Origin of the sequence: Ensifer sp. ENS03 (assembly GCF_014852035.1) — a bacterium.
GTDB lineage: Bacteria > Pseudomonadota > Alphaproteobacteria > Rhizobiales > Rhizobiaceae > Ensifer > Ensifer adhaerens.
The window spans coordinates 529388-543375 of sequence record NZ_JACVAV010000002.1 but is presented as its reverse complement, the minus strand read 5'-3'; the positions used below and the strand labels follow the sequence as shown (position 1 = coordinate 543375).

The window sequence follows — 13988 nt, the reverse complement described above, 5'->3', positions numbered from 1 at the left end:
ACGCAAAGCGCCGGCGGCTTGTAAAAAGGCCGCCACCTCTTGTCGCGGGTCAAGGTCCGGCGGCATCCCTTGCGTAATTCCTTGCGTTCGATCGCAAAAAAGGAGCGTGCGATGTGCCTGCGGAGTCTGCGTGCCCTTGCCCTACACACGGCGATCCTGGTGGCGTTGCCGACAGTGGCGCCGGCACAATCGGTGATGACTCAGGCCATACGCACGAGCGAGGCGCAGGAGCCAGCGCTGATCCATGCCGACCAGCAGTCCGCGGCGCAACAGAAGCTCGATACGCTTTATGCCAGGCTGGGCAAGAGGCCGAACATCGTCTGGCTCGTGGTTGATGACATGGGCTATGGCGACCCCGGCGCCTATGGCGGTGGAGCGGCGATCGGCGCTGCGACACCCAACATGGACAGGTTGGCGCGCGAGGGCCTGAGGCTCACTTCGGCCTATTCGCAACCCACCTGCACCCCGACGCGCTCGGCGATCCTGACGGGCCGGTTGCCGGTTCGCACCGGCCTGACGCGGCCGATCCTTGCCGGCGACAAGATCACCAAGAACCCGTGGGCCGACGAGATTTCCCTGCCGACGCTGCTTGGTGGGGCAGGGTACAAGACCGTGCTCTCGGGCAAGTGGCATGTGGGCGAAAGCGAAGGCATGCGGCCGCACGAGGTCGGGTTTGACGAGTTCTATGGCTTCTACGAGGCCGAGAAGGAAATCACCCAAGGGGTCGACAAGCGGCGTTACCCCGATCTGGTGCTGAACCCCGAGCGGCTGGCGATGCTGAGGAAGACCGGATCGAGCACGGCGCTGGTACAGGCGGTAAAGGGCGGGCCAGTCAAGAAGGTCGAAGAGATCGACAGCATCGAGAAGATGGCCGAAGGCGATCGGATGCTCAAGGAATTCACGGTGAAGAAGATCAAGGAGCTTGCGTCGGGAACGGCGCCGTTCTTCCTCGAACACTGCTTCATGAAAGTGCACGCCGACAATTTCGCCTCCAAGGCCTTCGAAGGCAAGAGCGGCAGCAAGTACCCCTACAAGGACGACGTGGTGGAGGTGGATGCCTATATCGGCGAGATCGTCGATGCGCTCGATCAGGCCGGCGTCCTCGACAATACCTTCATCTTCGTCACCTCCGACAACGGCCCGCAGCTCGATAGCTGGCCGGACAGCGGCTATACGCCGTTTCGCGGCGCCAAGGGATCGGCCTGGGAGGGCGGCATCCGCATCCCGGCGATCGCCTACTGGAAGGGCATGATCAAGCCCGGCCGCGAAAGCGACGAGCTCTTCGACCTGATGGACCTCTTCAACACGTCGCTGAGCCTTGGCGGCATCAGAGACAAGGTGCCGGTCGACCGCTACATCGACGGCATCGACCAGACCTCGTTCCTGCTTGCCAATGACGGCCGTTCGAACCGCGAGAAGGTGTTCGTCTGGAACGAGCAGAACCTGATGGCGATGCGCATGTACGAGTACAAGATCCACGTGAAGGTGGTGGAAACCAAGGCCCAGTGGCTGAACATCGACATGACGACGGTGAGCGACGTCGGCCTCGCGCCCTGGCTGTTCAATCTCTACATCGATCCAAAGGAGGAATATCCCGTCGGCCACCGAATGAACGCCTTCCTCGCCTCGATGCTGGCCGAGATGAAGGCGCATGCCGCCACCTTCAAGAAATACCCGGCGAAGAACATCGGGCTCGGGCAGTGAGCGATCCGGTACATAACGGCAGACGTCGTGGATTTTCAGTGGACGCGGCGGGGACTTTCAGGCGCCGCGCCGTCGCCGTGAGGTCCGATCGCGACTTCGTCTTGCCGCCGTGAGAGGGGCAGTTGAGATAGCGCTTTCGCGATTGCGCCCAGCCACACCACATCCTAGTTTCCCGCCAAATCTGCCGGGAGCTGAACCATGCGAATTCGACCTGCGGTCAAGGACGACCATCCGGCGCTTTGCGCGATCGACAGCGTTGCGGCCGACGATCTGAAGCGACGCGCCGACATTGCCGACTGGATCCAGCAGGGCTGCTGCCATCTCATCGAGATCGAGGGGGAGGCTGCCGCCTATGGCGTGCTGACCCACCACTTCTTTGGCCAGGCCTTCATCGAAATGCTGATGGTGGGGACGTCCTGGCGCCGGCGTGGTCTGGCTGGGAAGCTGATCGCCCACTTTCAATCCATGTTGTCGGGCGCGAAACTCTTCAGCTCGACCAACATGTCGAACCGTCCGATGCAGGACCTGTTGGTCAAGGCCGGGTTCCGGCCGAGCGGCTACATCGACAATCTCGACGAGAACGATCCGGAGATCGTTTTCTACAGCCCCCCAAGCCGATCGTGACCTGAGGGGCTGGATAGCGTGGGGGCTCAGGCGGCCGCGCCGAGCTCGGCGAGGTGGCCGGCAAGGTCGGTGCCGCGGCCGGCGGCGTTGATCGTGTCGAAATATTCGTGCCAGCCGGATTGGGCGATGCCGGCGACGAGGGCTTCGAGTGCTGTCGCGTCCGGGCAGCGCCAGACGGCGAAGAAGGTCTGCGATGCCGCATGCAGCTTCGACTGGTCGACCTTGCCGAAGGTGATGAGCTCGACGCCGAGCGCCGACAGGCCCGGCATGGCGGAGCCGATCGCGGCAAGGAACTGCTGGCGCCCCTGACGGGGAAGGGCGAGCCACGCCGGCTTGGCGCTGTAAAGTTCGGTCAGGTAGTGAGGCATAGTCTGCTTTCTTGTTGTCAGTCTGAGGTTATGCCATTCCGGGCGCTCTCAAGCGTTTCCGGAACTGGATCTGGTGGGGATGGATCGAAGCGCGCGGCGACAGATGCGCGATGTCGCGGGTCCTGAGCTTTCGGCGGACCAGCGTGCCGCCAGCGCCTGGACCCACTCGGGCCGATCCTTGGCCGCATCGTTCAGCCAGTTGCCGACCGAATCCTGCACGTAAGGCGAGGGATCGGCGCGCAACGGCTCGAGCACGGGCAGCGCGCGTTCGGGTTCTTTCTTGAGCACTGAGAGATGGGCGCACCAGACGCCGCGCGGGCGGATGGATTCCGAGGCGAAACGGCGGATGCGCTCGGATGGATCTGATGTCCACTCTGCCGCCAGCAGGGCGATCGCTTGATCCAGATCGGCCGCGAGATGCGGGCGAACGGCGATCCAGGCCCATTCGCGAACACCAAAATGGCTATCGTCGGCCAGCGGCCGGATCGCGGCCAGCCGCTCGGCGAGGGTCATGTTTTCTCCGGCCGCCACCATGAAACAGGCCCAGCCGCGCACCGTGTCCGAGGAATGCTGCTTGAGCGTCTCGAAAGTCGAGGGGCCGAGGCGCTCTCCGATCAGCCGGGCGGCAAGCGGCATGCGCCGGGAGATGCCGGTCGCGGTGGCCGATGTCATCTCGGCAAGAGCATCGTCGTCGATGCCGGGCACGATGTTGCCCATCAGCGCTGCGAAGTCGACCGCGAGGCATTCGGTCAAGGTGGTGGCTTGCGCTCCGGCGTTCAGCTGCGCCAGGCGCTCGGCGCCAATGCCGCTGGCGCCGCGTTTCTTGGTCTTGCTCTCGCTCACGTCTGTGTTTCCGGCGTGTTCTTGGGCGTGGCGCCGGTCTCCAGATTTTGCCAGATGCGCTTGAGCAGCCGGTGGAACGTCTGGTGTTCATCGGCGCTGAAACCGGCAAACAGCGAGGCGATCCAGGCGCTGTGTTCGCCCAGCAGATCGCGGGCAGTCCTGCGGCCGGTTTCGGTGAGCATTACCGCGATCTTGCGCCGGTCATTAAGGCCCGAGCGGCGCTCGACGAAGCGATCGCGCTCCAGGCCGTCGAGGAGCCCGGTGATGGTGGCGCGCGTCACGCCGGCGCGATCGGCAAGCTCATGCGGTGACAGGCCCTCGGGTTGATCGTTGAGCAGGAAGAGGATAACGAACTTGCCTTCCGAAAGCCGGTGGGGCGCCAGTCTTGTGGCGCAATCCCGGTCGATCGCGCCTGACAGCGCCAGCAGTTCGAAGCAGGCGCGCATGTTGCCGGTCTCGGCGACCGCACGACGCTCGGCTTCCTGCAACATGGCCCGGTGTTTTTGTTCCAGCATTGTCATAAGGCGACAGATAATAAGGCGCCTAATTAGAGTCAACGGCTTCTTCGTTGTCGGCTGTGGATGGGGCGGCAGACCTGCCCTACCGCCCGATCATCCGCTCCTGCATTTCTTCGCCGATGAAGCAATTGTAGCCCTCACCGAACCGGGCTGCGCGCACCGTTTCGGGCGACAGGCGGCTTATCTCCAGGCCGGAGATTTCGATGATCAGCTTGCGCAGGATGGCGCGGGCGAACTCGCCGCTGTCCGTCACCTCCACCAGAAAGGCGCCGTCGCCGCCGATCACGCATTCGCGGTAATAGGCGTCGAGATCGGGGATCGCGGCGGAGTCCGAGGCGGCGTGCGTCTTCAGCATGATCGGCAGGCCGTCGATGGTGATGCCGCGGGCAACGGTGGAATTGCGGGCGACAGGGGCGGGGACGCCGGAATTGTTGGGACCGTCGCCCGAGATGTCGATGACGCGGCGGCTGCCCTCAAAGGGGCTGTAGTCGAACAGCCGTCGGGTGAAGACCAGCGTGTTGGAGATCGAGGTGAAGGCGATCCGCCGGATCGGCTGCCGCCGCAGCAGCTCGGAATATTGCGAGGCCGTGCCGCGGCCGTCGATCAGCGTCCAGGGCGTGACCTGCACCGCCGAGCCGCCCCATTCGACATAGGTGACGGCGATGCGGCCGACGGGACCATTCTCGATCGCCTCGATGAGGGCGGGCTCCAGGAAGGCCGCGACATAGCCCTGCCGCTGCAGCCGCTGCTCGTCGAGTTCCATGGAATAGGAAACGTCGACGGCGAGCACCAGCTCGAGATCGACCCGGAGCGGTTCGGCGGAAGCACTCCCGCAGAAAAGGCAGACGTAGGCAAGAAGGATCGATCCGAGCTTCATGGTAGCCGATACCGAAGGCGAGCGGGATATCCATGCTACGCCCAAACCGACCTAGCGCAATGCGGGGTCCGGCGATGGATTGGTCGGCTGAGCCCCCTGCGGTTAGGCAAACCTGCCGGCAGGCTCTGGTCGGGTCAGCGGCGCAGCTTCTGCAAAAGCGGTTCCAGCGCCTCGATCAGAGGTTCCGGCGAAACCGGATCGCCGCCTTCCTCCCAAACATTCTGAAACTCGGCGATTTCAAGCCCGACGACTTCGCTCCTGGCAAGGACCGCACAGGCTGCACGCAGGTCATCGAGCGACAGCCCGTTTTCATGCTGGTAGTCGGTGGGCACGATACCGGGGTTCAGCACGTCGCAGTCGAGGTGGATATAGACCGGTCGGCCGGCGACGGCTTCGGCCAGCCTTTGCGGGAGATTGGCACCGGGACGAATATGCGGAATGCGCTTCGCCTCGATGAGTTCGGCCTCGAAGGGATCGAGGTCGCGCTGGCCGACGAGCACGATATTTTCGATGGAAAGCCCGCCGCCCAGACCGGACTGCCAGAGGCCGCAGGGCCCGGACAGCGCCAGCCCGCCGAGATAGCCGGTGCTGCTGGCCTCGGGCGTATTGAGGTCGCCATGGGCGTCGAACCAGACGACGACCGCATTGCCGTGGTGCCTCGCAAGGGCAGGCAGGGTTGCGAGCGAGACGGCACAGCGGCTGGTCGCTGCCAGCGAAAACGATCCCTCGGCGTAGATCACATCGAAGCGATCTCGCATGCGCTTCAGAGCCGGCATCGCGGCTTCGAGCTCGACCGCCCAGTGGCCGTTCAGCGCTGGTTCCGGATCTCCGACCGTGACCGTTTCGAGGCCGAGTTTTCGGGCTAGATGGGCGGCAACGGACTTCGCGCCGGGAATGCCGAGGTCGTTGTGATCGCCGGCGCGACCCTGAAAGCAGGTGAGGGCAATGGGCATCGATGGCGGCTCCAACTCGCGTTTGCAGCGAACGAAGCACAGAGGCCGTCGATTTGGCAAGGCTGGAAGCCGAACGGCGCAAAGCGGTTGCGTCCGTCCGGTATTCCTTCATGCCAGCGTCCTTGCTCGGTGTGCCTTCTATCCGAACACCAGCGAGCGGTGCAGTTGCGCGCCGGCCCAGGCGCCGTCGCCGACGGCAAGCGAGACGGAGTGGGGAACGCGGCCGACGTCGCCGCAGGCATAGGCGCCGGGAATGGTGGTTTCCTTGGCGGCCGTCGCCCGGATCTGCAGGCCCATCGGGGTCTCCTCGATCTCGCAGCCGAAGCGCTCGGCGATGTCGCATGAGGGCGTGGTGCGGGTGGCGACGAAAAGGCCTGCGAAGGGCAGGCGGCGGCCATCCGTCAGCACCACGTCGGCATGGCCTTCGAGCCGCGCGACCGGGGTTTCGTCGATGGTTACGCCGCGCCTGACGAGATCGGCACGGCCTTCGGCGTCGAGAGTGATGGCGCCATTGGTGAAGAAGGTCACCTTGCCCCATTCCGGAATGAGCTGCGCCTGGTGGATCGACATGGGGCTTGCCGCGATGACGGCGATCTCGCCCTGGTTCAGCTCGTAGCCGTGGCAATAGGGGCAATGGAAGGCGCTCTTGCCCCAGCGCTCGGTCAGCCCCTCGATCTGCGGCAGGCCGTCCTTGACGCCGGTTGCAAAGAGCAGGCGCCGGCCTTCGAAGGAGGCGCCGTCAGCGGTGGTAACGAAGAAGGCATCCTGCTTGCCGCTGGCTTTCTCGGCACGGCCGTCGATCCAGGTGAGCGTGGGGTATTTGGAGAGCTGCGCCCGCGCGGTTGCGGCAATCTCTGACGGGTCGATGCCGTCCTGGCCGAGGAAGCCATGGGAATGGCTGGCGAAACGGTTGCGGCGAATGCCCTCGTCGATGATCGTCACGCGCCGGCGGGCGCGCAGAAGCTGGAGGGCGGCGGCCATGCCGGCATAACTGCCGCCGATGATGATGACGTCCTGTTGCATGGGTCTTCCTTTCGGTTGGGCGCAGGCCAGCCCACCGGTTTCTTGAACCAGTGTCTCGACCCGGGCTTTGGGCAATAGGATTCCGGCCGGAAACCGCTTATGCGGTCCCGGTGTAATCGGATGTGTCGGGATCGATCACGTCAGGACGGATCGATCGGCTGCTGTCAGTGCGATCGGAGCCGGTGCCGCCGGGCAAAGTCCTCGGCGAGGTCGGCAAGGGTCACGTGGGCGAACCGGTCGAGCAGCAGCGCCTCGGCCTCCGCAAAGGCGGTATCGAGGGCGGCGTTGACCGCCTGTTCGACGAGGCATTCCGGCATTTCCTGCCGGTTGCCGATGGCAAAGATCGCGGGTTCGCCGAGTGTTTCGTGCAACTGCCTGAGCGTCACGGTCTTGAGATCGGCAGTGATCGCCCAGCCGCCCGCATGGCCGCGGGCGGAGGAAACGATGCCGGCATCGCGCAGGAAACCCATGGTGCGGCGTACGACCACCGGATTGGTGCGCATGCACATGGCAAGCTCGTCCGAGGTCAAGGGCTCGCCGCGCTCGGCCATGTGCAGGAGCGCGTGCAGGACGGAGGAAAGGCGGCTGTCTTTTTTCATGTAACTTCAATTATTACGAATCGAAGTACGATGCAAGCGGTACCTCTAGCTCACGCCTAAAAGTGCCAAGCGACAGAGGCTTGCCTGACGAGGTGCCACTCCTGTTGTCAGCGCATTCGGCTAAGATCGCCGGTATGCCCACCACCGCTCTTCGACTGGGGTCTTCGGTCCGCCGGAAGCTTGTACCGTGAAGACAGACGTTATCGTTTCATAGCTGAAATCCGCGACCACCTCAGTTGCAACAACTTCACAACGTTCTCGATCTTCATCGTCAAAAGCTGAGTCTACTAAGAACTCGAGGACGATATTGTCGTTGTTCCAGCCGCACGTTACGGCCGATATCGTCGGCGGGACTGTTCCGAGCAAGGCGCGTTGCACGCTGAGGAGCAGTCGTTTCTCGCGATCTGACGCTGGCATAAGTACCTTCATTGCTGGGGCGGTTCGAATCTATGACGCCAGATGGATGGCCCCAAAGGGATTGTACTTGAACTCGTCCTCGTCATAGGCGTCGACGGGCAGCAATTGGGCGCCGCGGTGCTTCAGCACCGTCTCGACGCCGTCGCTGAAGACTTCGTCGGCAACGGTGTCGATCAACGCGCTCAAGGCCAGTTCGTCGTCGGAGAGGGTTTTCGGCGCGTAGACTTCGGGTATCCCGACCAGATGGAAGCCGATGCTGTAGAGATGTTCGTCGGTGCCGATCGGCCGCTTGGCAAAGGCGAGGCGGCAGGGGCGGGCAAGTGCAGCGCCTGTTTGGCCTTCGGCGTCGCGAGCAAGCTCTTTCCACCTCTCAACGCCGTGGGCGACGCCGGCGCTCTCGCCCTTGGCGGCGACGATGCCGTTATCGAGGGTGTGGGCGACCAGCCGAAGTGCGATGGCTGAATGTTTGACCGCATCGTCTGCCGTCATCGGCGGGCCGAGCACATAGATGACCGAGCGATGGTCGCTGACGGCCTCTTCGTCCGCTTCGGTCCAGGCACCCTTCTTGACGCGATCCCGGCAGACCTCGAAGGACATCGGCATTCGGTCGTCCGGGGCGTCCTCGGAAAAGGTGTCGTCGATCTCGAAGCCTGGCGCGAGACTCTCGATCGCCGACTGGATCATCTCGCAAAGGTCGGAGAAGGGGCGTTCTCCGCCGAGCAGGCAGAGCACGTGACGTGGTTTGACTTCGGAAAAGCTCATGGCCGCTGTCTCCCGGTGGTTTGGGCGAAGCTGTCGCAGACACCACCACAAGATGCAAGCGGTCAGTGGATGGCTTTCCTACACGTGCTCCGGACTTTGCCCCCGGGCCGGCTGCCTTGCCCTCGCGACGATGACGATGCCGATGAGCGAGACGACTAGGCCGGCCGCCATGGCCCAGGAGAGGGGCTCGCCGAACATGATAAAGGCCCAGATCATCGTCACGGGCGGGCTCAAATAGAGGATGGCGGTGACGCGGGCGGGCGAGGATTTTTTCAGCGCCAGATAATAGAGGCTCCAGGCGCCGAAGGTGGCGACGAAGACCAGCCAGAGGATACCGCCGACAAAGCCCGGATCGAGCACCGGCAGAACGCTGCCCTCATGCCAGGCAAAGAGCGCGAAGATCGCTGCCGCCGACAGGCACTGGATCGAGAGGCTTTGATGCACCGGCATGGCGCCCGCCGGGCTGCGCTTCTGCAGCAGGGTCGCCAGCGCCAGCGACAGGGTGCCGAGAATGGGCAGGCCATAGGCCCAGAGCGGAACGTTGCCGATATCGAGCGACCAGCCGGAGGCGATCAAGACACCGGTCAGCCCGATGAAGGAGCCGAGCCATTGGCGGGCGGTCAAGGCCTGGCCGAGGACCGGCCAGGAGAGGATGGCGACGGCAAGCGGCAGCATGTCGGTGATCAGCGCCACGAGGCCAGTGGGCACGCCATAGGAGATCGCCAGCGCAAAGCCCGCGAGATAGCCGGACATGGCAAGCGCGCCGAAGAGCATCTGCGGCACGGCGTCCTGCAACCGGATCTTTGGCCCGACCGTCAGGGCGAAGGGCAGCAGTATGAGACCGGAGACGAGGCTGCGCCAGAAGAGGATCAGGAAGAGCGGCGCGTGATCAATGGCGAAGCGGATGCCGACGAAGCCGGCGCTCCAGGAGATCACCAGCGCGGCCTCGAGCAGGATCAGGATGACGACGGCCCACATCCGGTTTGGCCGGCGGGAAGGCAGCGCAGCGACGTCGCTCATATCAAGGGTTCCGGCTCTAGCGGCTGGGGAGGGCCGCGTCGATGGCGGCGGCGGATCGCGGGCGTTCGGCGCGGCGGCGCCGGCCCGGCATCGGCAGGGTGAGGATGAAGAGCGAGCCGACGATCAGCCCGATGCCCGCCCAGCCCTCGGCCGGCAGGCGCTCGCCGACGATGACGACGGCCAGCACGGCGGCGATGACCGGTTCAAGCAGCGACAGCGTGGTCGCCATGGTGGCCGACACGCGGGCGAGGCCATAGGCGAAAAGCACGTAAGCGACCAGCACCGGCACGAGCGCCATGTAGATACCGACGGCGACATTGGTCCACGACGCTAAAAGCGGCGCGCCGGTGAAGGCGAGCACCGGCAACAGCAGAGTGCCGCCGACACCGAAGATCGAGCCCATGGCGGCACGCGGCGGAATGCCCGCCTGCATCAGCCGCCGCGCTACCCAGGAATAGAGCGCGTAGAGCAGGCCGGAGACGAGGCCGAGCAGGATGCCGTAGAGGACGGCCGTCGCGTCGGCAGCACCGGCGCTGCCGTGGCTTTCCGAAAAGGTGAGAAGCACGGCGCCGCCAAGGCCGGCGGCGGCACCGAGCAACCAGCGAGTGGTGAGCTTCTGACCGTCGAAGATGCGCTCGATCAGCGAAGCGGCGAGCGGCGCCGAGCCGATGGAGATGACGGTGCCGATGGCGACGCCGGCGAGATGCATGGAAGAGTAGAAGGCGAGCGGATAGATCGCGACCGAGAGCGAGCCGAGGATCAGCATCGGCCACTGCGCGGCGATCTTCGCCCTGCTTTTGACGATCGAATGCAGCGCCGTCAGCGCCAAGAGCAGGCCGCCAAGACCCATGGCGACGGCGCCGATGCCAAGCGGGCTGACCCCTGAAGCAAAGGTGGCGGTGGTGCCGGTCGTGCCCCAGAGCGCGGAGGCGGTGAGCACGCAGGCAAAGCCGACGAGAGAAGCGGAATTTCGGGAGGTCATAGCTGGTCCATGATCGAGATGGCGATCCGGCGCGCGGTCTTCAGCCGGGCGTCATGTCCGTCGAGCCCGGCACGCGACATCGCGCCTTCGAGCAGGAAGGAGAGGTGCTCCGCCGTCTCGTCGATGGCGGCACCCGCGTCGGGCTTCATCTCGGCGAGATATTGCTTGAAGAGCGTTTCCACCTCGTCCTTCTGCGAGGCGACGATGCTGCGGGCGGGATCGCCGACCGAAAGCTCGGCTGCGGCATTCAGGAGGCCGCAGCCGCGGAAGCCCCAGGAATAGGCCATTTCAGCGTGGTCGACATAGCTGTCGAAGATCGCCAGCACACGGTCTCTCGGCGTTGCCGCATGGGCCAGGCGCTCGCGGTAAAGCTCCTGCCATTCCCGGTGGCGCGCCTCGATATAGGCGTTCACCAGATCGGTCTTGGACGAGAAGTTGTTGTAGAGGCTCATCTTGGCGACGCCCGCATGCGCGGTGATCGCATCGATGCCCGTGGCACCGACCCCATCCCGGTAGAACAGTTCGGCTGCCGCCTTCAAAAGCCGCTCGCGTGCCGGTGCCTTGTCGCTCATCGCCTTCTCCAATCTATTAGGTAGACCGATCTACCTATTTCGGCTCGATGTCAAGTGACGCGGTGCTTTTCAAGGGGAGATGAGGATGCGGTGATGCGCCGGCCGATCGTCGCCGTCTGTGTTTGCGGCTGTAACCGTAACGTACTTCCGCGCGTCGCACGCAACGGGTCTACTGCTCGGCATGCATTCGCACTAAATTTCGCATTGGTGGCCCGCAATGGAGTTTGCGAGGCAGCGGCGGTCGAGAGATTTCAAGGCCGCCGGCCGCGGCGTATGAGGGAGATTCGGCATGCTGCGATTTATACTCACAGGCGTGGTGCTTCTGGCCGGCGCGACGAACGTCGCGGCGCAGGATATGTTGCCGGCCGAACTCCGGGACCGCGCGATCGCCCGCCGGGCGACGGAGGCGGTGATCTGGGGCATGCCGGCGGTCAATGCCGACCTGATGCTGCAGACGATGCTTTCGACGACGAAGGCCAGGGTCAACGAAGTCGTCTACTGGTCTCGCCCGGTCAACTGGAAGAACCAGACGCTGACGCCGAACCCGGATTCGATCTATTTCATGTCCTTCTGGAACGTGAAGGACAGGCCCATCGTCATCGAGATCCCACCGGCCGAGGGCGGATCGATCGCCGGCAACATCGTCAACGCCTGGCAGATGCCGCTCGAAGATGCCGGCCCGCATGGCGCCGACGAGGGCAAGGGCGGCAAGTACCTGATCCTGCCGCCGGATTACATGGGCGAGGTGCCGGAGGGCTTCATTCCGCTTCGCTCGGACACCTTCACCGGATTTGCTCTGCTGCGTTCCAACCTGAAGAGCCATGCCGACGCCGATATCGAAAAGTCGGTCGCCTATGGCAAGAAGATCAAGATCTACCCGATGCCGGTGACCGACAAGCCGCCGGAAACGGTCTTTATCGACGCCTATGACGTGCTGTTCGACAGCACCATCCGCTTCGACGCCAGCTTCTTCGACAATCTGAACCGGGTCGTCCAGACCGAGCCGTGGCTCGAGCGCGACCGGGCGATGATCGACCAGCTGAAGACGCTCGGCATCGAGAAGGGCAAGCCCTTCCAGCCAAGCGCCGAAACCAAGGCGCTGCTCGACAAGGCGGCGGCCGAAGCCAGAGCCGAGCTTTCGGCGCGGTATGACGCCGGCTTTCCTGTCATCAACGAGGGCATCCGCTGGTTCCCCGCCGGGCTGCCGGACATGGTGAAGGCCGCCTCGGAGGCCTATGCCGATCCCGGTCTCTATCCGGTCGATGCCCGAGGCGTGACCTATACGCTCGGCTTCACCGGCATCAAGCGGCTGGGCACGGCGCAGTTCTACCTGATGGCCAACAAGGACAAGGACGGCAATCCGTTCGACGGCGGCGCTAACTACCGCCTCGTCGTGCCGAAGGATGCGCCGGTCGAGCAGTACTGGTCGGTGACCGCCTACGACCGCGAGACCCATGCGCTGATCCGCAACATGGACAAGGCGAGCGTCGCCTCGATCGGCGAGGGGGTGAAGAAAAATGCCGACGGCTCGGTCGACGTCTATTTCGGCGCCAAGGCGCCTGCGGGCAAGGAGGCGAACTTCGTGCCCGTCGACCCCGCCCGCAAGTTCGAACTGCTTTTCAGGCTCTACGGCCCGGAAAAGCCGCTGTTCGAGAAAAGCTGGAAGCTGCCCGACGTGGAGAAGATGCCGTAGCGCTTGCAAATGCCGTACTTGCAAAGTGACGGTGTTGACGCATTCCGGCGGAGCCATAGCTATGCATGCAGCCGCGGGCGGAAGGAGCCACCATGTGCGGACGCGTCTATCTGAAGACCAATCTGGAGGGGTTGCTGCGCGCCTTCGGCTTTGCCGAGCGTGGCGGCGTCGAGACGATCGCCAACCAGTTTCCGCGCTATAACGGAGCGCCGACGCTCACCTATCCGATCATCATCCGCGACGTGATCCGCGATCCCGATCTCTTCGGTCCGGTCTTCGTCTCGGCCCGCTGGGGCCTGATCCCGAGCTGGACCAAGGACCCGAAAGCGGGCAGGCCGCTCGTCAACGTGCGTTCCGACACGATCGCCAGCAAGTTCCGCTCGTCCTACCAGCGCCGGCGCTGCCTGGTGCCGATCGACGGCTTCTTCGAATGGAAGGACATTCATGGGACCGGCAAGGACAAGCAGCCCTATGCAATCGCCATGAAAACGGGCGAGCCGTTCTGCCTTGCCGGCATCTGGGAGAGCTGGCGGAACCCCGATACCGACGAGGATATCCGCACGTTTGCGATCGTCACCACCGACGCCAACGCGATGATGGCCGACATCCACGACCGCATGCCTGTCATCCTGCATCCCGACGACTACGAGCGCTGGCTTTCGCCGGAGCCGGAAGCCCCTGACCTGATGAAGCCGTTTCCGCCTGAGCTCATGACGATGTGGAAGATCGGCAGCAAGGTCGGCTCGCCGAAGAACGATACGCCGGATATCTTGGATCCGGTGGATTGAAGGGGAAGCATGCTGAAAAACGAAGGCAAATTCTGATGTCTCGAACCGCTGCCCTGCAGCTTTGCTGTGGCGACACCAATCCCTTGATTGTGGCGCCAATTGAAGGCGATCCTTCGCATGATGCGAGAGGTGTGGCCCCCGAACGAGCCGGATCGCCCGATGAGTAAGCAAGCTCAAATCTCGACAACCTCTCCGCGACCTGATCTAGATGCCTGGGTTCCAGACAGAGCGAATGGCAGGGAGTT

Annotated in this window: 15 protein-coding genes; 4 read left to right on the top strand and 11 right to left on the bottom strand. The window is 64.0% G+C overall.

Annotated elements, in window-relative coordinates; all coding sequences use genetic code 11:
- Positions 1-111: 111 nt before the first annotated feature.
- A complete protein-coding gene (locus IB263_RS09355) occupies positions 112-1704 on the top strand; it encodes an arylsulfatase (RefSeq protein WP_192438399.1) in 1593 nt (530 codons plus the stop codon).
- A gap of 198 nt (positions 1705-1902) precedes the next feature.
- Positions 1903-2328 carry a GNAT family N-acetyltransferase gene (locus IB263_RS09350; protein WP_192438398.1) on the top strand — a complete coding sequence of 142 codons (426 nt, stop codon included), beginning with the start codon at positions 1903-1905 and terminating at the stop codon, positions 2326-2328.
- Positions 2329-2354: 26 nt separating this feature from the next.
- Here the strand turns inward: IB263_RS09350 and IB263_RS09345 are convergent, their stop codons facing one another.
- The 11 genes from IB263_RS09345 to IB263_RS09295 all read right to left on the bottom strand — a co-directional run bounded on the left by IB263_RS09345 (position 2355) and on the right by IB263_RS09295 (position 11262).
- Positions 2355-2696, bottom strand: a complete 342-nt coding sequence (locus IB263_RS09345) for a DUF6616 family protein (RefSeq protein WP_034793040.1) — start codon at positions 2694-2696, stop codon at positions 2355-2357.
- Between the two features lie 48 nt (positions 2697-2744).
- Positions 2745-3539 (bottom strand): DNA alkylation repair protein, encoded by a 795-nt coding sequence (locus tag IB263_RS09340; RefSeq protein WP_192438397.1) that lies wholly within the window; start codon positions 3537-3539, stop codon positions 2745-2747.
- The gene (locus IB263_RS09335; RefSeq protein WP_034793072.1) at positions 3536-4060 is read right to left on the bottom strand and encodes a MarR family winged helix-turn-helix transcriptional regulator; all 525 of its coding nucleotides are present in this window, start codon (positions 4058-4060) and stop codon (positions 3536-3538) included. Before IB263_RS09335 ends, IB263_RS09340 begins: the two co-directional genes overlap by 4 nt.
- Positions 4061-4139: 79 nt before the next feature.
- Positions 4140-4934 (bottom strand): DUF1194 domain-containing protein, encoded by a 795-nt coding sequence (locus IB263_RS09330; protein WP_192438396.1) that lies wholly within the window; start codon positions 4932-4934, stop codon positions 4140-4142.
- A gap of 134 nt (positions 4935-5068) precedes the next feature.
- On the bottom strand, positions 5069-5887 hold the full coding sequence (locus tag IB263_RS09325) for an arginase family protein (protein ID WP_192438395.1): 819 nt from the start codon (positions 5885-5887) through the stop codon (positions 5069-5071).
- Between the two features lie 138 nt (positions 5888-6025).
- Complete coding sequence (locus IB263_RS09320) at positions 6026-6910, bottom strand: NAD(P)/FAD-dependent oxidoreductase (protein WP_034793082.1); 885 nt, start codon at positions 6908-6910, stop codon at positions 6026-6028.
- A gap of 164 nt (positions 6911-7074) precedes the next feature.
- The gene (locus IB263_RS09315; RefSeq protein ID WP_034793085.1) at positions 7075-7509 is read right to left on the bottom strand and encodes an Rrf2 family transcriptional regulator; all 435 of its coding nucleotides are present in this window, start codon (positions 7507-7509) and stop codon (positions 7075-7077) included.
- A gap of 447 nt (positions 7510-7956) precedes the next feature.
- Positions 7957-8688, bottom strand: a complete 732-nt coding sequence (locus IB263_RS09310) for a hypothetical protein (protein ID WP_192438394.1) — start codon at positions 8686-8688, stop codon at positions 7957-7959.
- Between the two features lie 78 nt (positions 8689-8766).
- Positions 8767-9708 carry a DMT family transporter gene (locus IB263_RS09305; RefSeq protein ID WP_192438393.1) on the bottom strand — a complete coding sequence of 314 codons (942 nt, stop codon included), beginning with the start codon at positions 9706-9708 and terminating at the stop codon, positions 8767-8769.
- A gap of 16 nt (positions 9709-9724) precedes the next feature.
- The gene (locus IB263_RS09300; RefSeq protein ID WP_110818652.1) at positions 9725-10690 is read right to left on the bottom strand and encodes a DMT family transporter; all 966 of its coding nucleotides are present in this window, start codon (positions 10688-10690) and stop codon (positions 9725-9727) included.
- A complete protein-coding gene (locus tag IB263_RS09295) occupies positions 10687-11262 on the bottom strand; it encodes a TetR/AcrR family transcriptional regulator (RefSeq protein WP_192438392.1) in 576 nt (191 codons plus the stop codon). The genes IB263_RS09300 and IB263_RS09295 overlap by 4 nt, the downstream gene beginning before the upstream one ends.
- A 289-nt stretch (positions 11263-11551) precedes the next feature.
- On the opposite strand from IB263_RS09295, the gene IB263_RS09290 reads away from it, so the two are divergent.
- Positions 11552-12955 (top strand): DUF1254 domain-containing protein, encoded by a 1404-nt coding sequence (locus IB263_RS09290; protein WP_192438391.1) that lies wholly within the window; start codon positions 11552-11554, stop codon positions 12953-12955.
- A 92-nt stretch (positions 12956-13047) separates the two neighbouring features.
- Positions 13048-13743 (top strand): SOS response-associated peptidase, encoded by a 696-nt coding sequence (locus tag IB263_RS09285; RefSeq protein WP_089043543.1) that lies wholly within the window; start codon positions 13048-13050, stop codon positions 13741-13743.
- Positions 13744-13988 lie beyond the last annotated feature (245 nt).